This is a genomic window from Pseudomonas paraversuta (genome assembly GCF_904063065.1).
GTDB classification, from domain to species: domain Bacteria; phylum Pseudomonadota; class Gammaproteobacteria; order Pseudomonadales; family Pseudomonadaceae; genus Aquipseudomonas; species Aquipseudomonas paraversuta.
Window position 1 is genome coordinate 68,176 of sequence record NZ_CAJFCL010000007.1, and the last position, 19,832, is coordinate 88,007.

Consider the following 19,832-nt stretch of genomic DNA (forward strand, 5'->3'; position numbering starts at 1 on the left):
TGAATGTTTCGACTACACCGATCACCTCAGGTAATAGCCCCATGATCAACTCCCTCGAGCAGTTGCGCAGCCGCCTGCGAATGCGCCATTTGCAGTTGCTGTTTGTGGTGTCTGAACAAGGCTCATTGCGCAAGACCGCGCAAATCATGGCGCTGACCCAGCCAGCGGTGACCAAGGCACTGCACGAGCTCGAGAACCTGGTGGGCGAGGCATTGTTTACCCGCACCCATCAGGGCTTGCTGCCAAACAAGCTGGGGGAGGCGGCGATTCGTTATGCACAACTGGTGTTCGCCGATCTCAGCGGCCTGCACGAAGAAATGAGCGCACTGCAATCGGGCAACCTCGGAACCCTGCGCCTGGGCGCCATGGGCTCGCTGGCGGGCGACCTGCTGCCAAGGGCCCTGGCGCAATTGACCCGACGTCACCCCAAGCTGAACATCACAGTGGTGATCGATACCAGCGACGTACTGCTGCAGGCCCTGAGTCTCGACCAGCTGGACCTGGTCGTGGCCCGTGTCGCCCAGGGCAGGCCCACCGACGAACTGAACTTCGAGGAGTTCGATGAGGAGCTGATTCAGATCGTCGCGCGCACCGGCCATCCGTTGCAGCACAGCACCGGGCTGAACCTGGAGACACTCGCCCGCTATCCCTGGATCGTGCAATCGCAGCCGGCACCGCTGCGGGAAATCTACCAGCAGATTTTCCGCCAGGCCCAGGTGCAGGCACCCGCCAGCCAGCTCGAAACAGCCTCGACGATGCTGACCGTGGCGCTGCTCCAGCAGACCGACATGATTACCTTGATGCCGCTGTCGCTGGTCGAGTACTACAGCAAGCTGGGGGTGCTGGCAGCGCTGCCGGTCGCGGTTTCGGCGCGCCTGATGCCATTCGGCCTGATCAGCCGCAAGGGCCGGGTACCCACTGCGGCCATGGAGGTGGTCAAGGCCGAGCTGCGGGTGCAGGCCGGCCTTGAAGGTCAAGGCGTGATTACGAGCGACTAGATGTCAGATCCGCCGGCGCCGGGTAAGTCGCTACCCGGGACGGAGTGCGCTTCAACAACATCAGCAACAACACGCTGACAAAACACAGCGCCGCCACCACCTGGAAGCCGGTGCTGCTGGTCCCCGTCACGCTATCGGCATAGGCCTTGATCTGCGGCGAAACAAAGCCGCCCAGATTGCCGATGGAAATGATAAAGGCGATCCCGGTGGCCGCACTGGTGCCGCCCAGATGGCGGGTCGGCAGACTCCAGAACACCGGCTGGCTGGCCACCAGCCCGGGAATGGCGATACAGAACGCCAGCAGGGTCAGCACCGGCGTATTGATCACCGAAATCGACGCGAAGGCCAGCGTGCCTACGGCAAGCATGCAGGTGGCAACCAGCCGGTGGTTGTTGTGCTTGTCGGCGTACACCGTGGCAATGCGCATGGCGACAATGGTGCACAGCCAGGGAATCATCAGTAGCAGCCCGACCGAGGTGTTGACGTGACCGTCCAGAGTCGAAGCCAGTTTGGCCGGCAGGTAGAACGCCAGGGGGGCGTTGCCGATCTGCACGCAGAAGTAGATGGCGATAAACATCAGCACGCGCTTGTCTTTGAGTACACCAAAAATCGAGCTGTGGCTGCTGCAGCCTTTCTCCTTTTCCTCGGCTTCGATGACGGTGTTCATGGCGTGCTTCTCTTCGGCGCTGAGCCATTTGGCATCGCCGGGGCGGCTCGCCAGATAGAAGAACGCAATCACCCCGACCACCGAGGCGGCCAGGCCTTCAACCACGAACATCCACTGCCAGTTGGCCAGACCGAACGGGTTGTGGGTATCGAGGATAAAGCCCGATAGCGGACTGCCGATCAACATCGCTACCGGCACCCCGAAGTAGAACAGGCCAATGGCCCGCGAGCGTTGTTTGGCCGGGAACCAGTAGGTCAGGTACAGGATGATCCCGGGCATGAACCCGGCTTCAGAAACCCCCAGCAAAAAGCGGATCACGTAGAACGAAGTTTCGCTGTTGGCGAACATCATCGACGCCGAGACCAGCCCCCAGGTGACCATGATTCGCGCCATCCACACTCGCGCGCCAACGCGCTGCAGGATCAGGTTGCTGGGCACTTCAAACAGCGCATAGCCGATAAAAAAGATCCCCGCCCCCAGGGCAAAGGCCGCGTCGCCGATACCGGTGTCGGCCTGATAGGCAATCTTGGCAAAGCTGACGTTGGCCCGGTCGATAAATGCCAGTGCGTACATCAGTGCGAGAAACGGCAAGAGCCGGATAGCGGCTTTCTTTACACCACTCGCCAGCGCGGGCGAGTCATACAGGTCTTGATAACTCATGGAGCGTACCTCTTCTTATTGTTGGAGTAGGTGTTATCCAGGATGCCTGCAGGCATCTTTACTGCGGGTGTCAGAACTGTTCTGCAAACCTCTCGAGTTCAGCGCGAGTGGGTAAACCATCGCTGTCACCCGGGAAGCCCAGCACCCGGGCGCCGATGAGATTGCCCCGGGCCACAGCCCCGGCGACGCCGAGACCTTCGAGCAAGGCGCTGATCACGCCCACGGCGAAACCGTCACCCGCGCCCACGGTGTCCACCACCCGGCTCACCGGGTACCCGGGGCAGTAGCCGCTCTCATTGGCGGTTGCGTAATAGGCACCTTCGGCACCCAGCTTGAGCACCACCAGCGAGCAGCCCTTGGCCAGGTAGAAGCCGGCGATATCGGCCGGGTGTTCAAGGCCGCTCAGCAGCCGGCCCTCCGCCAGGCCGGGGAAGACCCAGTCAGCCAGACCGGCCAGATCGTTCAGGCACGCCACCATGCTGGCTTGGGATTGCCATAACCGCGGGCGCAAATTCGGATCGAACGACACACTGCGGCCCGCCGCGCGCATATCGCCGGCCATATGAAAAATCAGTTCGCGCACGCTGTCGCTCAGCGCCGGGCTGATACCGGTGATGTGCAGATGCCTGGCGCCACGGCAGTAATCGCCGGGGTAATCGGCCAGGCTCAGATGACTGGCCGCCGAGCCTTTGCGGTGATATTCGATGTCGGGGTCGCCGCCGTCCGAACGGCGTGACTTGAACATCAGGCCGGTGGGGTGCGCGGGGTCCAGCACTGTGTAACGGTGATCAATGCCGTCGCGGGCCATGACATCGCCCAGCCAGTGGCCAAGGGTGTCATTGCCAAGACGGCTGATATAACCGACGCCAAAACCCAGACGTGCCAGGCCGGTGGCCACATTCAACTCGGCGCCGGCAGCGCCGCGCACATAATCTTTGGCCTCGCGCAGGCTGCCGTCATCCCGGGCGCTGAACAGACCCATGGCTTCGCCGCAGGTAACGACTGCAATCGATTCGGTGAGTTGGCCCATGTCACATCACCGCGCCGATTTGCCAGGGCAGAAACTCGTTGTCGCCCAGCCCGTTTTCTTCACTGCAGGTTTTGCGACCAGAGGCCGTTGCCAGCATCAGCTCGAACAGACGCGCCCCCGCCTCGGCCACCGACTCTTCAGCGTCGACAATCGCCCCGGCATTGAAATCCATGTCCAGCGACATGCGTTGAAACAGCCGGGTATTGGTGGCGATTTTCAGCGACGGTGTCGGCTTGCAGCCATAGGTCGAGCCGCGTCCGGTGGTAAAGCAAATCAGGTTCGCCCCGCCCGCCACCTGACCGGTGGCCGACACCGGGTCGTAGCCCGGGGTGTCCATGAACACCAGGCCGTTTTGTTCAATCGCCTCGCCGTACTGATACACCGCCATCAGCCCCGTCGCGCCGGCCTTGGCCACCGCCCCCAGAGACTTTTCGAGAATGGTGGTAATGCCCCCGGCCTTGTTGCCCGGGGACGGATTGTTGTTCATGTCGCCGTCATGCTGACGTACATAGTCTTCCCACCAATGAATGCGGCTCATCAACTTGTCGGCAACCTGCGCAGATGCAGCACGGGCGGTCAGCAGGTGCTCGGCGCCATAAATTTCCGGGGTTTCCGAGAGGATCGCGGTGCCGCCATGGCCCACCACCAGGTCGACCGCCGCACCCAGCGCCGGGTTGGCGCTGATCCCCGAATATCCGTCTGAGCCACCGCATTGCAGACCCACGGTGAGGTGTCTGGCCGACACGCTGCTGCGCTGCTGGCTGTTGACTCCGTCGAGCATCGCCTCTACCAGCACTATCCCGCGCTGCACCGTTTCCCGGGTGCCACCGGCGTCCTGGATCACCAGGCTGGCCTTGAGCAACGCCGGGCGATCGGCCAGTTGCTCCATGAGCGGGGCCAGTTGATTGACTTCACAGCCCAGGCCGATCACCAGTACCCCGGCAAAATTGACGTGGTCGGCATAGCCGCGCAGGGTGCGCTGGAGGATCTCGATGCCCTCGCCCTTGGCGCCCATGCCGCAACCGCTGCCATGGGTGATGGCGACCACGCCGTCAACATTGGGGTAATCGCGCAGACGCCCGGCGTCGAATGTCGCAGCGATCTGTTTACACACCGTGGCCGAGCAATTGACGCTGGAAATCACCCCGATGTAGTTGCGCGTGCCGACCCGGCCATCTGCACGTACATAGCCGGCAAACCGGGCCTCGTCGGCGTGATAAACCGTGGGTTGATAGACGTTGGCCAGCGCCTGGGTGGAACTGGCCGCAGGCATCTGCAGGTTGTGCACATGGACGTAGTCGCCAGGTCGCAAGGCAGCGCTGGCCTGGCCGATGATTTGCCCGTACTTGCGCACCGGCTGCCCCTGGGCGACACCGCGCAGGGCGATTTTATGCCCCGAGGCAATATCGGCCAGCGCCGTCACGCCCAGGCCGTCGGCGAACAGTTCCTGGCCCTTGGCGATGTCGCCGCGGGCAACGGCGACGTCATCTCCCGGGGTCAGTACAAGTAAGGATGAGCTTGCAAGGTTCATGGTGGATCCTCAACGGTTCTGGTGCGCCGCTCATGCTGGCTGAGCAGGACGGCCCGTAATATCGGTTGCTCAAGGCCTGGCGCAACCTGCTCAGCGAGCTCGATCAGGGGCAGAAGGCGGCGCTGTTTCTTGTCTTTATGGTTAGCGGCGATGTCAGCCAGACGATGTTGCAAGAACGGGTTGGCGAAGCGCTCGCGCACGCTGTCGACATAGCGCCGCGCGGCATCCAGCTGACCGAGGGCGGCGAATACCGGGAGCACTTCGCTGGCCCACAGTGCTTCCAGATCGGCGCGCAGTGCCGGGCTATGCATGGCCTGGTACACAGTCTCGTGCTCGGGGCGCCCGTCACTGAGCCAGCGCTCGGCCAGATAGCTGTGGCCCAGATTCAGGGTGAACAGTTTTAGCCGCTCGTAATGATCGAGGTCATCGGTCAGCACAATGGCTTCGTGGCTGCAGGGCAACGTCAACCCCTCCTGACGCTCGATCGCCCACAGCGCATAGGGTTCAGCCACCGCGCCCACCGGCTCAAGGGCCTGGGAAACGATGCGGTCCACCAGCGAGTTGGCCCAGCGGCAGTTCTGCGTCAGGTAGCTCTCGAATGCGTCGCCCAGTGCCCAGCCGCGGGCCAGGCCCACCAGCAGATCACGCAACACATCGCCATTGCGCGCCACCAGTTCACAGGGGAACAGCGACAGCGTGGAGTGCGGGTTGTGCTGCCAGCGATCGTGGAGCAAGACCAGAAGTTTGGCCGGGAAGCTGATCGGCGCCGGGGCCTGGGCGCCGAGCAGCACGGGAGTGTCCCGCGGGTCCAGCAGATAACCGCGGTCACCGGTATTGGAAATCACCACCCGGACCTGTTCGACAAAGCCCTGGCGCAGCGCCGGCCACTGCTGGGCGGCATGCACTGCGCGGCTGATCGCCGAAGCCTGGAGGTTTTGTTCGACTACCTGACCCCGGTCGATGCCCTGGATCAGCACCCGGTACGGCTTGCCGCTGGCCAGCGCCGCGGTGCGGGCAGTGCTGGCCGGGCTGTCGGTGGTCTGCACCACGGCAATACGGCCCAGGGCCGCGCCACGCTCCAGCGCCTGGGACACGAAAAGATCGACATGGGCCTGGAGAAAGCGGCTGGTGCCAAACTGCAGGATCGGCGGGAATTGGTTATCGCTCATCGCCTAGCACTCGATAATGGCTTTGACCACGCCTTGCTGCGGGTCCAGCAAAGTGGGGAACAGATTGACCACCTCGCTGAGTGCTATGCGATGGGTGTTCAGGGCCCGGTCGGGAATCAAGCCGTCGCGCAGGCATTGCTCGACATAGCGGAAGTCTTCGACGGTGGCGTTGCGGCTGCCCATCAGGGTGGCTTCGCGCTTGTGGAACTCGGGGTCGGAAAAGGTGATCGAGTCACGCACCACCGAGATCATCACGTAGGTGCCGCCGTGGGCGATAAATTCGAAGCCGCGCTCCATGGCCCGGGCGTTACCGGTGGCGTCGAACACCACGTCATAAAAATCGCCTTCGGTGAGGTCGGCCAGAGCGTCCTTGTCGCCCTCACCGATTTTCACCGCGGCGTGAATGCCCAGGTGCTGGCGGCAAAAATCCAGACGGTCGTCGCGGGTGTCGAGCACCGTGACTCTGGCCCCGCGCAACCCGGCAAAAATCGCCGCCGCCATGCCAATGGGCCCGGTGCCGACCACCAGCACCCGCTGCCCGGCCTGCAGGTTCGAGCGACGCACGGCATGGGCCCCGATGGACAGGAACTCGATCATTGCCGCCTGATCCAGCGACACCCCGTCAGCCTTGTGGATGAACTGATGGGCAACGCTCAGGTATTCGGTAAAGGCGCCGTCGCAGTGCACGCCCAGTACCTGGATCCGGGTGCAGCAGTTGGTCTTGCCTTTGCTGCAGGCGATGCAGGTGCCGCACGAGATATACGGCATCACGTAGACCACGTCGCCGGCCACCAGGCCACTGCCTTCATCGCTGGCTTCAACGATGCCGGAAAACTCATGGCCCATGACCCGCGGGTATTCAAGGAAGGGCTGATTGCCGGTGAAGATATGCAGGTCGGTGCCACACACCCCCACCCGCTTGACCCGGATCAGGGTTTCGCCGGGCTGGCGGGCGGGTATCGGGCTCTGGACAGCAGTGAGCGAGCGCGGCTCGTTACAAATCACAGTCAGCATTTTTATTCTCCGGCAATAGCACGCGGGCTACGGGGTATGGGCAAGGCGAGACAGGGGGCGGGGAACGGCAGCAACGGGAGATGGAGACAGGGCATGGGGATCTCCTCTTATTGTGTGCAGCGTGAGTGCCGCCTGGATGATCACGGCTCGAAAACTACACGCGGCAAAATACATTGGCAAGACCAATTTATAAAAAATATGAATTGGCCTTACCAGATTGCAATCAGGTGCGAGTGGTCGCCGAGAGCGCTTGATGCTCTTGGAACATGGCTTTGATCAGGGCTTGGAGGAGCGCAGTGGCAATTTTTAATGGACGACTATTTTTCAGAGGGCTCTGATTTATTTTCGACGGTTACGGCATCAAGGTGCAGCGCTGCTGACACCCCTGGAGCAACAACATGAATGGATCGCTGCCCGCGCTTTATCCCCACCCACTCGCCCCTGAAACTCTGCGCACACTTGACAATTCGCCCTGCACAAAGCGACAGCGAGCCAAAGATAGGATCAGCCTGATGTATGGCTTATTCACACCTGGAAATGCTGTTCTACATATTGCGCAGAGAGTGAGTTATTCGCAGCGGATGTCTTTACCCGACAGAAAGCCAAGTAGCGCTATGGACTTTAACTTTAAATACATCGCCACCATAAGCGTTGAAAACAAGGACCGACATAAAGTTAAATCCCGCTGATTTAGACTCCGAATCTACTGGTTACATAACAATAAATAGCGGCCGACACAGGGTTCTTCCTCAATGAACAAAGCTATTGCCATTGCGCATGGCTTGACCAAATAAAAACCAAGGATAACAAATGACTCGACCTTTTTTCTCTGTTGCCTGGGCTGATTCACAGCGAATTTACGACCCTGTCAACTCCGGCGCAAAAGTTGCACAAATAATTGGTGGATATATTGAAAAGAATATCAACAACCCCATACCCCAGCAGCGCTGGAGTAATACCTGTGCCGTTCGAATTAGTTATAATTTTAATTAATCTGGCATGAACATTCCAAAAACTCCAGGACAGACAGTATCAGGAGCGGACAATCGCCAATATTTTTTCCGGGTAAGGAATCTTGTTGCATTCCTCGAGGAGCGTTGGGGGCAACCTGATATCCTGAAATACCCGCCCACTGGTGGAGGATCCCTTGCCGGTAGAAAGGGGCTGATCCTGTTTGAAGTTACAGGCTGGTCAGATGCTCAAGGCCACGCAACACTATTCGATGGCAATATCTGCTACGACCAGTGTTACTTCAATGAACCAGAAGCGAGATACAGCACCGACCGCGCTAACTTTTGGAATTTGCCATGAACATAATCTGGAGAGGTGGCCTGACTGTTTCGGCCCTGGCCCTCTATCTGTCAGTTTGCCATGCACAGAACAGCCAGTTTAGCTTTCCTGGCGCTGGGGCACGTCCCCATGCCCAGAACTATAAAGACATGATCCTGGCCACCTGTGTCGCGAACGCCTACCAAAATAACAAGAGTGCTGCTATTGATGCCGGCAGTAGTGTGAGTGCATTACGCGACTGGACCGAATACGACTTGGAAAGGGCGCCAGATGCTATCAAGTCCCTGGTCGATAGTTATTTGGCGCGCAATTACCACAACCCGTTAGTCGAACCGGAAATCAAGGATGTACGTTTCGACTTTCTGAAATGTCTGGACCTCTATCACAGCAGCGAACTGGACGAACAGACGAAAGACCTGGTAATCAATCCCGGGCATAAATACAGGAAGGATAATCTGTGATCCAGACACCGGGTTGATCATTCCGCTCTCGTAAAATAGTTGCAGGTAACCTCCGTTAGTCCCCCGCCATCATCAAATCCAGGTTCTGCACCGCCGCTCCGGCAGCGCCCTTGCCTAGGTTATCGAATACGGCAGCCAGCAGTACCTGGCCGGTCTGCTGGTTTTCACACACCACCAATTGCAAATCATCAGTTCCGTTCAGCGCCTGCGGATCAAGTCCGGTCAAGGCTTTGGCCTCCTGCAGCGCCATCACCTGAACATGGGCCGCAGCGGCGTAGTGCTGCACAAGGCATTCATGCAACCGCAACCCGTCCACCCCCGGCGCCAGCAAGCGCAGTTGCAAAGGTATGGTCAGCACGATGCCCTGGCGAAAAGCACCATAGGCCGGGATAAATACCGGCCGCTGCAGCAGGCCGCTTTGCTGCTGGATCTCCGCCACATGTTTGTGCGCCAGCCCCAGGCCATACACCTGAAATGCTGCCCCTGCGGTGGCACCCTCCCCTTCAAACTCCTCCACTGCGGCCCGCCCCTTTCCGGAATAACCCGACACGGCATTAATGGTCAGCGGGTAGTCCCCAGGCAGTAAACCGGCCTCCAGTAGCGGACGCAGCAGCCCTATTGCCCCGGTGGGATAACAACCCGGGTTACTGACCCGCCGCGCCGTGGCAATACGCCGGGCCTGTTGCGGGTTCATCTCGGCGAAACCATAGGTCCAGTGCGGATCGGTACGGTGCGCCGAGCTTGCGTCGATTACCCGTACGCCAGGGTTTTCGATGCTGGCTACAGCGTCCCGTGCCGCGTCATCGGGCAAGCACAGAATCGCGATGTCGCAGGCGTTGATGATTTCGGCGCGACGCCGGGCATCCTTGCGATGCTCGGGATCGAGCTTGATCAAACGCAGGTCGGGGCGATCCCGTAGCCGTTGATGAATTTGCAACCCGGTGGTGCCTTGGTCGCCGTCGATGAAGATCAGAGGACTTGCCATGGAATGCTCTCGAACTCAGGAAATCAGGAGCGGCAATCTTCAGCCAGGGGCTAAGATAGGAAAAGTTGAATTTCCAAACGATTAACTTCAGTTTTTCTGAACAAGGAATGATCCATGCGCGAAATCAGCCTGGACCGGCTGCGCACGCTGGTGGCTATTGCCGACCTGGGCTCGTTTGCCGAGGCGGCCCGGGTGCTGAACCTGGCCCCGCCCACGGTCAGTTTGCATATCGCCGACCTGGAATCGCGAGTAGGCGCCAGGCTGTTATCCCGCAGCCGGGGCCGGGTCCAGCCATCGGCGATTGGCGCCACCCTGGTGGAACGCGCGCGGCGTCTGCTGGCAGATGCGCAGCAGGCCCTTGAGGACGTGCAGCGACAGCTGCAGGGGCTGGCCGGACGCGTGCGGCTGGGGGCCTCCACCGGGGCCATCGCCCAATTGCTGCCGCAAGCGCTGGAGACCTTGAGCCAACATCATCCCGCTATCGATGTGCAGGTCGCCGTGCTCACCTCCCGGGAAACCTTGCACAGGCTGGCCGAAGGCTCTCTGGAAATCGGCCTGGTGGCGCTGCCACAGACCCCGGTCAAACAATTGCGGATCAAGCCCTGGCGGCGCGACCCGGTCATGGCCTTCCTGCCGGCGCGCGGGGAATGCCCGCAGGTAGTGACCCCCGCCTGGCTGGCAGCGCAGCCCTTGATCCTGAATGACAACACCACCCGGCTTTCACGCCTCACCGCGGAGTGGTTCGCCAGCGATGGGCACCAGCCCGCAGCGCGTATTCAACTGAACTACAACGATGCAATCAAAAGCCTGGTGGCGGCCGGTTATGGGGCCACGTTGTTGCCCCATGAAGCCTGCACCCCGCTGCCTGACAGCCGGATCGCCATGCGCCCGTTACAGCCCCTGTTGTGGCGCCAACTGGGGATTGCCCACCGTGACGGCGATGTCGAGCGGGCCACGCAACATGTGCTGGATGTGTTGTGGGGGCTAAGCTCGCAGCCGGCCGAGGCTGGCGCACCCTGAGGGCCTGCCCGATTCAGGGGTGCGCAGGGCCAAGGCTTTTTTTTCGCCGGCAGAACAGCGATGATCGCCGCCCCGCTCCACAGCACAGGAACCCGCTTCATGGAATTGCCACTGGAAACAGTCGCCCTTTTCGCGCTGAAACTGGCCTACGAGACCGAAGGCTCAAGCCCGATATTGCGTGACGACCTGGTCATGGCGGACTACGAGCGCGAGGTCTTTGCCCTGCTGGTGCGCAAGGGCGATATCGGCGCCATTCAAGCCAAGCTCGATGCCTGCCTGGGCCTGGCCCTGAACGCCCTGGGCGGCACCGACAAGCCCATGGGCCGCGAGCTCGAGCGCCTGTCCCTGGATGTGAAAAACGCCCGCACGCTGGAACAACTCGACGCCCCGCTGCTGACCCTCAGGGACTACCTCAAAGATATTCAGTGATCACTGCCCCTGAAAGGTCTCAAGGTACGCCAGCAAATTGTCGATCTTCTCGGGGTCACTGATGCCCCAGAAAATCATCCGCGTACCGCTCACCACTTTCTTCGGGGCTTCGATGTACGCGGCCAGTTTGTCCCGCGTCCACACCACACCCGAGTTTTTCATCGCCTCGGAGTACTGGTAGTCCGCCGTGGTCCCGGCTGGCCGGCCGATTATGCCGTTGAGCTGCGGCCCGAACCCGCCCCGGGCGTTTTCGCCAATGCTGTGACAGCCGCCACAGGTTTTGCTGAACAGTCTGGCTCCCGCCTCGGCATCCCCGGCCGCCACAGCGGTGCCGGTGAATCCGGTTGCGAGGATCAGGGCCAGGCTCAGTAATGCTGTTTGTTTCATGGGCGGTTCCACACTCCGGGGTCAGGGTCGGGCTCGCCGGCAATCTTACAGGCTCAACGCAAAACCTGCTCCGCCAGCAGTCCCAGCGCGATAAGGATCATCACCGTCCCGGACACCCGGCTGACCTTTTTCGCCGCCCCCGGCCGGGTCTGCAATACCGCCTGGGCGCTGAACCCCACCAGCAGATAAACCACTGCGCAACTCACCGCATGCAATGAACCCAGGGCGATGATTTGCGCCGGGATCGGCCACGTCGATAACGGGTCGGTGAATTGCGGCAACAGGGCCAGAAACAGCAGAAATACCTTGGGGTTCATGCCACTGACGCACGTGCCCTTCCAGGCCCAGCGAAACCATGAATCCGCCACCTGCATCTGCCCGGCCTCGGGGGTGGACGGCTGGCGAATCATGCTGATGCCCAGCCACAGCAAATACAGGGCCCCGCCGAGGGTGAGCAGCGACATGATCAACGGACTCCTGGCCAGTAACGCGCCGACCCCTGCAGCCACAACCAGGGTCGCCAGCAAGTGGCCCGAGAGCAGGCCCGCGACCGCAGGCGCAACCCGACGGCCGCGAATACCGGCTGAAATCGCGTAAGCCCAGTCGGCGCCGGGGGTGATGATGAACAGGAACGACACCGCCCAAAAGGCGGCCAGGATGCTGAGAGTCACGGAGTGTCTGCCTTCTACGAAGCCGGGGGGATTGTGCAATGCGCCGAATGAAGCGAATGCGCTCAGTAGAAGATTAGAGATTTGCTGATAGGATTATCTTTCGTTTATCCCAATCATTAGTGACCAGATTAGAAGGTTCTTCCAGGTGGATCGAATTGATCGAAAGATTCTCGCGGAGCTGCATGGGGACGGCCGTCTTTCTCTCACCGAACTGGCGGACCGGGTCGGGCTGAGCCTCTCGCCCTGTCATCGGCGGGTGCGGGCTCTGGAAGAGTCGGGGGTGATTTTGGGCTATCGGGCCCTGCTGGCGCCGAAAGAACTGGGCCTGGGCTTTTCTGCGATTGTGTTTGTGACGTTGCGCGAAGTGACCCGCCAGGCCGTCGCCGACTTCGAGGCGGCCTTGCCGCAGATTCCACAGATTATCGAAGCGCAAAGACTGTTCGGCGACCCGGACTACCTGCTGCAAGTGATCGCCAAAGACCTGCAGGCCTTTCAGCAGCTGTACGACGAGCGCCTGACCTCGCTGCCCAACGTACAACGGCTGGTCTCGACCCTGGTGATGAAAAGCGTGATCCACGACAGGGTGCTGCCGCTGTAGCCGAAAACCGGTAGTCGCTGCCGCCATTACCGGTCGAGGGGCATCAGCCCGGCCGCCAGGGCATCCAGCAAAGCGCTGACTTTGGGTAAAGCCTGGCGGCTTTTCGGCCACACCAGATTGATCGCCAGGCCGTCGCTGGCCAGATGCGGCAGCACCTGCACCAAAGACCCGTCGGCCAGCTGTTGCTTGATCAGCCAGGTCGGTAATTGCGCAATGCCGCAACCCGCCAGCACCGTCATGACCTGCCCTTCGCCATCACCGACGATGTATTTGGCCGGCATCACCCGGCGCTCGGTCTCACCGGGCCGATTGCCGGAAAAACTCCAGGGGCTGACCGTGCCATCGGCCCGGCCATAGGCAACACACTGATGATGCTCCAGGTCGCGGTCCGTCACCGGCGTACCGTGAATCTTCAGGTAAGCCGGGGCGGCGCAGAACACATGCCGCTCACGTCCCAGGTAACGATGCCCCAGTGCACCGGGCCAGACATCCGAACCACCGACCCGAACGACGATATCAACCCCCTCTTCAACCGGGTCGATAAAGCGGTCCGAAAACGAAATGTGCGGCAGCAACAGCGCATGTTGCTGCACAAATTTCAGCACCACCGGCAACGCCTGCAGACGCCCGAACGCTGCCGGCAGGTCAATTCGCAGTCGGCCCCGCGGCTCGGTATTTTCCGCCTGCATGGACAACTCGGCCTCTTCCAGTTCGGCCAGCACCCCGGTACAGGTCCGATAGAACGCGGCCCCGGCATCGGTCAACGACAAACGCCGGGTGGTGCGATTGAACAGGCGCACCTCCAGCCGGCTCTCCAGTCGGGCGATGCCTTTGCTGATGGCCGAAGGGCTCAGGTTCAGGCGCTCGGCAGCAGCTTTGAAGCTGCCGGCTTCGGTCACGCAGACAAACACATCGATGCCCTTCAGGCGCTCGGAAGTAAACATACCCGCCTCGTATTCGTGAACTGAATTCATGTCATTCGGTAAAAGGTATCGTAAATACGACCGTTTTTCCCCAGTAAACTGGAGCCCATGCCACTCCTCAACCTACAGGCGCTCCCATGACCCCGCAAAAACCAACGGTGCTGATCACCGGTGCCACCGGCCAGATCGGCGGCGACACCCTGCGCAACCTTCTGGCCGACGACAGCATCACCCTGGTGGCCGCCGTCCGTTCACCGGCCAAGGCCAAACCCTTCGAGGCCCAAGGCATTCGCACGGTGATTATGGATTTCGACAAGGAACACACCCTGGCCCCTGCCCTGCAAGGTATCGATCGCGCGTTCCTGGTGACGGGCTACACCGTGGACATGCTGCGCCAGAGCAAAGCCTTCGTGGACCAGGCGAAAAAAGCCGGCGTGCAACACATCGTTCACCTGGGTGCCTGCGGACGGGACGACACCACCATCGGACACTGGGCCTGGCACCAGTTCGTGGAGCGCTACATCGAGTGGTCAGGCTTTTCGTTCACCCACCTGCGCCCCGAATGCTTCATGCAGAACCTGCTCAGCTACGACGGCACCCAGGCAGTGAAAGCGGGGGTTATCGAGCAATACACCGGCGATGCACGCTTCAGCTGGGTGGATGGCGAAGACGTCGCCCGCGTCGCCGCACAAACCTTGCTGCACCCGCACAAACATGCCGGCAAGACCTACCGCCTGGGCTACGACGTGCAGTCCTACGGCGACATCGCCGCCATCATGACCCGAGTCCTGGGCCAGCCGTTCCGTTACGACGCGAATTCACCTGACGTATTCCTGGAAAACATGCGCGCGGCCGGAGCCGAAATGGCCTACATGACCTGTGTGCACGACAACTTCACGCGCATGGCGGCCCGGCAGATTCCCGGGGTTGAAGAGACCTTCGACAACTTCCCCGCCATCACCGGCCGCCAGCCCGTGACCTGGGAAGATTTCGTGCAAAAGCACCGCAGCGCTTTTGCCTATTGAGCACCTCGCCCCCCTGAGAGCTCGCTGGCAAGCCAGCTCCTACAGATAAGCCTCGCAATCTGCCCACTCTTCCTGTGGGAGCGGGCTTGCCCGCGATGGCAGCGCTGCTGGTTTCAAGGCAGAGCTCGCTGGCAAGCCAGCTCCTACAGAAAGGCATCGCAATCTGCCCCCTCCTCCTGTGGGAGCGGGCTTGCCCGCGATGACGACGCTGCTGACTTCAAGGCAGAGCTCGCTGGCAAGCCAGCTCCTACAGAAAAGCAGCATCGCAATCTGCCCGCTCCCACTGTGGGAGCGGGCTTGCCCGCGATGGCAGCGCCACTGGTTTCAAGGCAGAGCTCGCTGGCAAGCCAGCTCCTACAGAAAAGCAGCATCGCAATCTGCCCCCTCCTTCTGTGGGAGCGGGCTTGCCCGCGATGGCGGCGCCGCTGTCTTCAAGGCAAAGCTCGCTGGCAAGCCAGCTCCTACAGAAAAGCAGCATCGCAATCTGCCCCCTCCCCCTGTGGGAGCGGGCTTGCCCGCGATGGTAGCGCCGCAGGTTTCAAGGCAAAGCTCGCTGGCAAGCCAGCTCCTACAGAAAGGCATCGTAATCTGCCCATCCCCCTGTGGGAGCGGGCTTGCCCGCGATGGCAGCGCCGCTGACTTCAAGCCAGCTCCTACAGAAAAGCGGCATCGCAATCTGCCCCTCCCCCCTGTGGGAGCGGGCTTGCCCGCGATGGCAGCGCCGCTGTCTTCAAGGCCGAGCTCGCTGGCAAGCCAGCTCCTACAGATAAGCATCGCAGCCTGAATCACCCCCTCAACCCATTTCTGGATTGCCTGACAGAAGTCTGCGATTGCAGTGGCCATCATGTGGCCGCTAATATTGAGAACTATTCGCACTCACATCTGGAAACCCGACCGGTGCACCCTCTCGCGACCCAAAAACTGGGCTTCTTTTTCAGCAGCCACCATCGCTGGCTGCTGCAACATATTCAGCGCCGCCTGCGTAATCACGCCGACGCAGAGGACACCGCCGCCGATACCTTTTGCCAGATGCTGGCGGCGCGGGTAGATCCGGACAGCATTGAGCAGCCCCGGGCCTACCTGTCCACCATTGCCCGGCGCCTGATTTTCGACCGCCACCGTCGGCGCAAACTGGAAACCGCCTATCTCGATCGCCTGGCCTTGCTGCCCGAGGCCGTGGCGCCGTCCCCCGAAGAACAGTTGCAGTTGATCGAAGCTCTGGTTGCCATCGACAGGGCGATCGACGGCTTGCCGATGATCGTCAAAGCCACCTTTCTTTACAGCCAGCTGGACGGCCTGAGTTACGTGGCAATTGCGCAAAAACTGGGGCTGTCCGAACGCACGGTCAGCCGCTACATGAAACAGGCATTGCGCCAGTGTTACCTGAGCGAGGCCGGCCTGTGAGCAAGCAGCGGCTGGACCCGGTGAGCGAACAGACCATCGACTGGATGGTGCAACTGCGCGCCGGCACTCCCGACGCAATGCTGCAAGAGCGCTTCAACGCCTGGCTGGCCAAAGACCCCGCACATGCTCAGGCCTGGGACAAATTGCAGCAGCGCCTCAGCGGCTCCTTCAGCCCTCTGCGTTCACTGGATGATCGGCTGCCCGGACAAGCCGGTGAAGCCCGTCAGTTGCTCTTGCAACCCCACACAACCCGGCGCGACACGCTGCGCGCTATTGCCGGTCTGGGCCTGCTCGGTGGCGGTTTGTGGCTAGGCGCGCGCAGCCCGATGGGTAATTCGCTGCTGGCCGATCTGTCCACCGGCCGTGGTCAGCGCCAGGACTTCAACCTGGCTGACGGCAGCCGCCTGCGCCTGAACGCCAACAGTGCCGTGGACCTGAGGTTCGATAACCGGCAACGGCTGCTGATTCTGCGTCACGGCGAGCTGGTGATTGAGGTGGCCGCGGATGCGGGCCGGCCCTTTTGCGTACGCACCGCAGAAGGTGAAATCCGCGCTTCGGCAAGTCGCTTCCTGGTGGCTCAGGAGCCTGCAGCAAGCCGGGTGGTGGTGCTGCAACACTCCGTGCAGGCACAGCTGTTCAACGGCATGTCCCTGAATCTGGACGAAGGTCAGTCGGCCCTGCTGTATGCCAGGCAAATCGTCCCTGTGGAGGGTGACCAGCGCCGTCGCGCTGACTGGCTTAACGGCAAACTGAACGTGCTGGACGATCCTCTGGAGCAAGTGGTCGCGGCCCTGCGCCCTTACACCCGTGGTTTGGTGCGGGTTGCTCCCCAGGTTCGCGGCCTGCGGGTGCAGGGTGTGTACCCGCTCAACGATCCCGACCGGGCCTTCACCGCACTGGCTGAAACCCTGCCAATTCGTGTGGATCGTTACAGTCCATGGCTGACTCTGATCGGGGCGGTATAACGGCCGTGGAAAGTTTTTTTTGATAATTGTTCGCATCGGTGTCCGGTTTTGTTTTCTCGGCGCACCTATCTCCTGAGACTTTCACACGATCAGGAGAATGCCGTGCTCAACCCGTGGCCCCACACCCTTTGCCTCGCCGTTGCTCTGGCAACCATGGCCAGTCCTGCCCTGGCGCAAGACCTGAGCTTCAATCTGCCGGCCGGCAACCTGGCCAGTACCCTTAACACCATCGCCAGTCAGAGCGGCCAGATCGTGTCGCTGGAACCCGCGCTGGTGCAGGGCAAACAGGCGCCGGCGGTGATCGGCCACATGTCGCCCGAACAGGCCATGGAGGCCGCCCTGCGGGGCAGCGGTTTGCAATTGCGTATCACCGGGCAAGGCAACTTCAGTGTCGAACCGGCACCGCAAACCGGCGAAGCATTGCAACTGGGGGTCACCAGCATCACCGAGCGCAGCACCGACGCCACCACCGAAGGCTCTGGCTCCTACACCGCACAGGCGGTGACCATCGGCAAGGGTTCACACAGCCTTAAAGAGACCCCGCAATCGGTTACCGTCATTACCCGCAAAATGCTCGATGACCAGAACCTGAACACCATTGAACAGGTCATGGAAAAGACTCCGGGCATTACCGTTTATGACTCGCCCATGGGTGGCAAGTACTTCTACTCCCGGGGCTTTCGCATGACCGGCCAGTACCAGTACGACGGCGTGCCGCTGGACATCGGCAGCAGCTACGTCCAGGCCGACAGCTTCAACAGCGACATGGCGATCTACGACCGGGTCGAGGTACTGCGCGGTGCCGCAGGCATGATGAAAGGCGCGGGCGGCACGGCCGGGGCGGTGAACTTCATCCGCAAACGCGGCGAATCCACCCCTCACACCCAGCTGTCACTGTCTGCAGGCACCTGGGACAACTATCGGGGCCAGGTTGATACCGGCGGCCCCTTGAATGATTCCGGCACCCTGCGCGGCCGGGCGGTACTCACCCAACAGACCCGGCAGTATTTCTATGACATCGGCGCACGCAAAGACCAGATCTACTATGGCGCCCTGGATTTTGACCTGAGCCCCGATACCACCCTCGGTGTGGGCCTGGCTTATGAAGATGTGGACGCCACCCCCTGCTGGGGCGGGCTGCCGCGCTACGCCGATGGCAGCGACCTGAAACTCAAACGTTCAACCTGCCTGAACACCGCCTGGAACAACCAGCGCAGCAAGCGCACCACCTGGTTCGGCGACCTCAAGCAGCAACTCAATGACGACTGGTCACTGAAGGTCGCGGGGGTCTATTCAAAAAACACCCAGGACATGGAATACGCGTTCCCCAGCGGTTCGGTACCGGTCGGCGCTACCAGCACCAAAACCCTGATGCTGGGCAGCATCTATGACTATGACCAGACCGACTATGGCTTCGACGCTTACCTGAACGGCAAATTCGACGCACTTGGCCTGGAGCAGGAGTTGACCATCGGCGCCAACGCCAGCCGTTCGCACAAGGATGATTTTTACGCCGTGGCCGTCCTGCCCCAGCGCCAGAATGTACTCAACCCCGATCATCACCTGCCCAAACCTGATGACAGCTACTACCTGAGTAATGCCTCACGTGGCGGGCCGATGGACATGAGGATCAAACAATACGGTCTTTACTCCACGGCCCGCCTGAAGCTGGCCGAGCCGCTGACCTTCGTGCTGGGTAGCCGCGTGAGCTGGTACAAGTCCGACAGCGATAGCGAGTCCTGGTACCAGGGCGAAAGCACGCCAGTCAGTTCCAGAGCGACCGAAACCGGCCAGGTCACCCCGTTCGCGGCCGTACTGTTCGACCTCAACGACAACCTGACCACCTATGCCAGCTACACGGACATCTTCACCCCGCAGGGCGGCTACAAAACCCTCAACGGCGAAACCCTCAAGCCATTGATCGGCACCAGCTATGAAGTGGGGATCAAGGGCGAATGGTTCGACGGGCGCCTGAACAGTTCCTTCAACCTGTTCCGCACCATTCAGAAAGACGCGGCCCAGGACAATCCGCTGTGCCCGGACAGTACTTGCTCACAGAACTCCGGCAAGGTGCAGGCTCAAGGTTTCGAAGCTGAAGTCAGTGGCGAAGTCATTGAGCGCCTGCAAGTGCTGGCCGGCTACACCTACACCCAGACCAAGGTTCTGGAAGATGCCAATGACGACCAGGATGGTCTGGCCTACAACACCTATGTGCCGCGCCACCTGCTGCGCGTGTGGGCCGACTATGCCCTGGACGGTTCACTGGACCGCATCACTGTCGGCGCCGGAGTCAATGCCCAGAGCAGCAACTACCGGGTCTCGCCCATCAGCGGCATCGACATCAGCCAGGCCGGTTATGCGATCTGGAACAGCCGCATCGGCTACCGCATCGATGACACCTGGTCCGTGGCACTTAACGGCAACAACCTGTTCGACAAGCGCTACTACGCCACCGTCGGCACCGAAGGCTTCGGCAACTTCTACGGCGAGCCGCGCAACTTCGTGATGTCGCTCAAGGCAGATTTCTGAGTGCAGATCCCAGACCTCGCAGCCTGAATTACTGGCAAACCAGCTCCTACAGAAAGGCATCGCAACCCGCCCCTCC

The 19,832-nt window shown here is 61.1% G+C and carries 18 protein-coding genes and 1 pseudogene; 10 read left to right on the forward strand and 9 right to left on the reverse strand.

The features are described from left to right. Window positions 1-41 precede the first annotated feature (41 nt). Window positions 42-998, forward strand: coding sequence for a LysR substrate-binding domain-containing protein (locus tag JQ845_RS15315; protein WP_203009219.1), 957 nt, complete (start codon window positions 42-44; stop codon window positions 996-998). On the opposite strand, the gene JQ845_RS15320 is transcribed toward JQ845_RS15315, so the two are convergent. From JQ845_RS15320 to JQ845_RS15340, 5 genes are all read right to left on the reverse strand, one after another. Next, entirely contained in the window at window positions 985-2,325 is a 1,341-nt protein-coding gene (locus JQ845_RS15320; RefSeq protein ID WP_203009220.1) for an MFS transporter, read from the reverse strand. The genes JQ845_RS15315 and JQ845_RS15320 overlap by 14 nt on opposite strands. A gap of 70 nt (window positions 2,326-2,395) precedes the next feature. Further along, entirely contained in the window at window positions 2,396-3,355 is a 960-nt protein-coding gene (locus tag JQ845_RS15325) for a sugar kinase (RefSeq protein ID WP_203009221.1), read from the reverse strand. Between the two features lies 1 nt (window position 3,356). Then, the gene (locus tag JQ845_RS15330; protein ID WP_203009222.1) at window positions 3,357-4,886 is read right to left on the reverse strand and encodes a UxaA family hydrolase; all 1,530 of its coding nucleotides are present in this window, start codon (window positions 4,884-4,886) and stop codon (window positions 3,357-3,359) included. Beyond that, on the reverse strand, window positions 4,883-6,055 hold the full coding sequence (locus JQ845_RS15335; protein WP_203009223.1) for a mannitol dehydrogenase family protein: 1,173 nt from the start codon (window positions 6,053-6,055) through the stop codon (window positions 4,883-4,885). Before JQ845_RS15335 ends, JQ845_RS15330 begins: the two co-directional genes overlap by 4 nt. 3 nt (window positions 6,056-6,058) lie before the next feature. Beyond that, window positions 6,059-7,069: a zinc-binding alcohol dehydrogenase family protein gene (locus tag JQ845_RS15340; RefSeq protein WP_003443440.1), complete on the reverse strand. Its 1,011-nt coding sequence runs from the start codon at window positions 7,067-7,069 to the stop codon at window positions 6,059-6,061. An 810-nt stretch (window positions 7,070-7,879) separates the two neighbouring features. Here JQ845_RS15340 and JQ845_RS15345 point away from each other — a divergent pair. Continuing rightward, window positions 7,880-8,380 (forward strand): annotated as a pseudogene (locus JQ845_RS15345) (type VI secretion system amidase effector protein Tae4). Next, complete coding sequence (locus tag JQ845_RS15350) at window positions 8,377-8,820, forward strand: type VI secretion system amidase immunity protein Tai4 (RefSeq protein WP_203009224.1); 444 nt, start codon at window positions 8,377-8,379, stop codon at window positions 8,818-8,820. The pseudogene JQ845_RS15345 and the gene JQ845_RS15350 overlap by 4 nt, the downstream one beginning before the upstream one ends. A 55-nt stretch (window positions 8,821-8,875) precedes the next feature. Here the strand turns inward: JQ845_RS15350 and argC are convergent, their stop codons facing one another. Continuing rightward, window positions 8,876-9,805, reverse strand: coding sequence for an N-acetyl-gamma-glutamyl-phosphate reductase (gene argC / locus JQ845_RS15355; RefSeq protein ID WP_203009225.1), 930 nt, complete (start codon window positions 9,803-9,805; stop codon window positions 8,876-8,878). A 114-nt stretch (window positions 9,806-9,919) separates the two neighbouring features. Between argC and JQ845_RS15360 the strand changes: the two genes are divergently transcribed. Further along, complete coding sequence (locus JQ845_RS15360; protein ID WP_203009226.1) at window positions 9,920-10,825, forward strand: LysR family transcriptional regulator; 906 nt, start codon at window positions 9,920-9,922, stop codon at window positions 10,823-10,825. 99 nt (window positions 10,826-10,924) lie between these two features. Continuing rightward, window positions 10,925-11,254, forward strand: coding sequence for a hypothetical protein (locus JQ845_RS15365; protein WP_003443445.1), 330 nt, complete (start codon window positions 10,925-10,927; stop codon window positions 11,252-11,254). Here the strand turns inward: JQ845_RS15365 and JQ845_RS15370 are convergent, their stop codons facing one another. Continuing rightward, window positions 11,255-11,641: a c-type cytochrome gene (locus JQ845_RS15370; protein ID WP_003443457.1), complete on the reverse strand. Its 387-nt coding sequence runs from the start codon at window positions 11,639-11,641 to the stop codon at window positions 11,255-11,257. 53 nt (window positions 11,642-11,694) lie between these two features. Beyond that, window positions 11,695-12,312 carry a LysE family translocator gene (locus JQ845_RS15375; protein WP_160626809.1) on the reverse strand — a complete coding sequence of 206 codons (618 nt, stop codon included), beginning with the start codon at window positions 12,310-12,312 and terminating at the stop codon, window positions 11,695-11,697. Window positions 12,313-12,457: 145 nt separating this feature from the next. On the opposite strand from JQ845_RS15375, the gene JQ845_RS15380 reads away from it, so the two are divergent. Continuing rightward, on the forward strand, window positions 12,458-12,910 hold the full coding sequence (locus JQ845_RS15380) for an Lrp/AsnC family transcriptional regulator (RefSeq protein ID WP_029612224.1): 453 nt from the start codon (window positions 12,458-12,460) through the stop codon (window positions 12,908-12,910). Between the two features lie 26 nt (window positions 12,911-12,936). On the opposite strand, the gene JQ845_RS15385 is transcribed toward JQ845_RS15380, so the two are convergent. Then, the gene (locus JQ845_RS15385; protein ID WP_003443475.1) at window positions 12,937-13,854 is read right to left on the reverse strand and encodes a LysR family transcriptional regulator; all 918 of its coding nucleotides are present in this window, start codon (window positions 13,852-13,854) and stop codon (window positions 12,937-12,939) included. A gap of 116 nt (window positions 13,855-13,970) precedes the next feature. On the opposite strand from JQ845_RS15385, the gene JQ845_RS15390 reads away from it, so the two are divergent. The 4 genes from JQ845_RS15390 (at window position 13,971) to JQ845_RS15405 (ending at window position 19,756) form a co-directional block, all read left to right on the forward strand. After that, window positions 13,971-14,858, forward strand: a complete 888-nt coding sequence (locus tag JQ845_RS15390; RefSeq protein WP_203009227.1) for an SDR family oxidoreductase — start codon at window positions 13,971-13,973, stop codon at window positions 14,856-14,858. Window positions 14,859-15,755: 897 nt separating this feature from the next. Then, window positions 15,756-16,262 carry a sigma-70 family RNA polymerase sigma factor gene (locus JQ845_RS15395; RefSeq protein WP_003443479.1) on the forward strand — a complete coding sequence of 169 codons (507 nt, stop codon included), beginning with the start codon at window positions 15,756-15,758 and terminating at the stop codon, window positions 16,260-16,262. Next, window positions 16,259-17,227 carry a FecR domain-containing protein gene (locus tag JQ845_RS15400; protein ID WP_010655598.1) on the forward strand — a complete coding sequence of 323 codons (969 nt, stop codon included), beginning with the start codon at window positions 16,259-16,261 and terminating at the stop codon, window positions 17,225-17,227. The genes JQ845_RS15395 and JQ845_RS15400 overlap by 4 nt, the downstream gene beginning before the upstream one ends. A gap of 102 nt (window positions 17,228-17,329) precedes the next feature. Next, entirely contained in the window at window positions 17,330-19,756 is a 2,427-nt protein-coding gene (locus JQ845_RS15405) for a TonB-dependent siderophore receptor (RefSeq protein ID WP_003443482.1), read from the forward strand. Window positions 19,757-19,832: the final 76 nt, after the last annotated feature.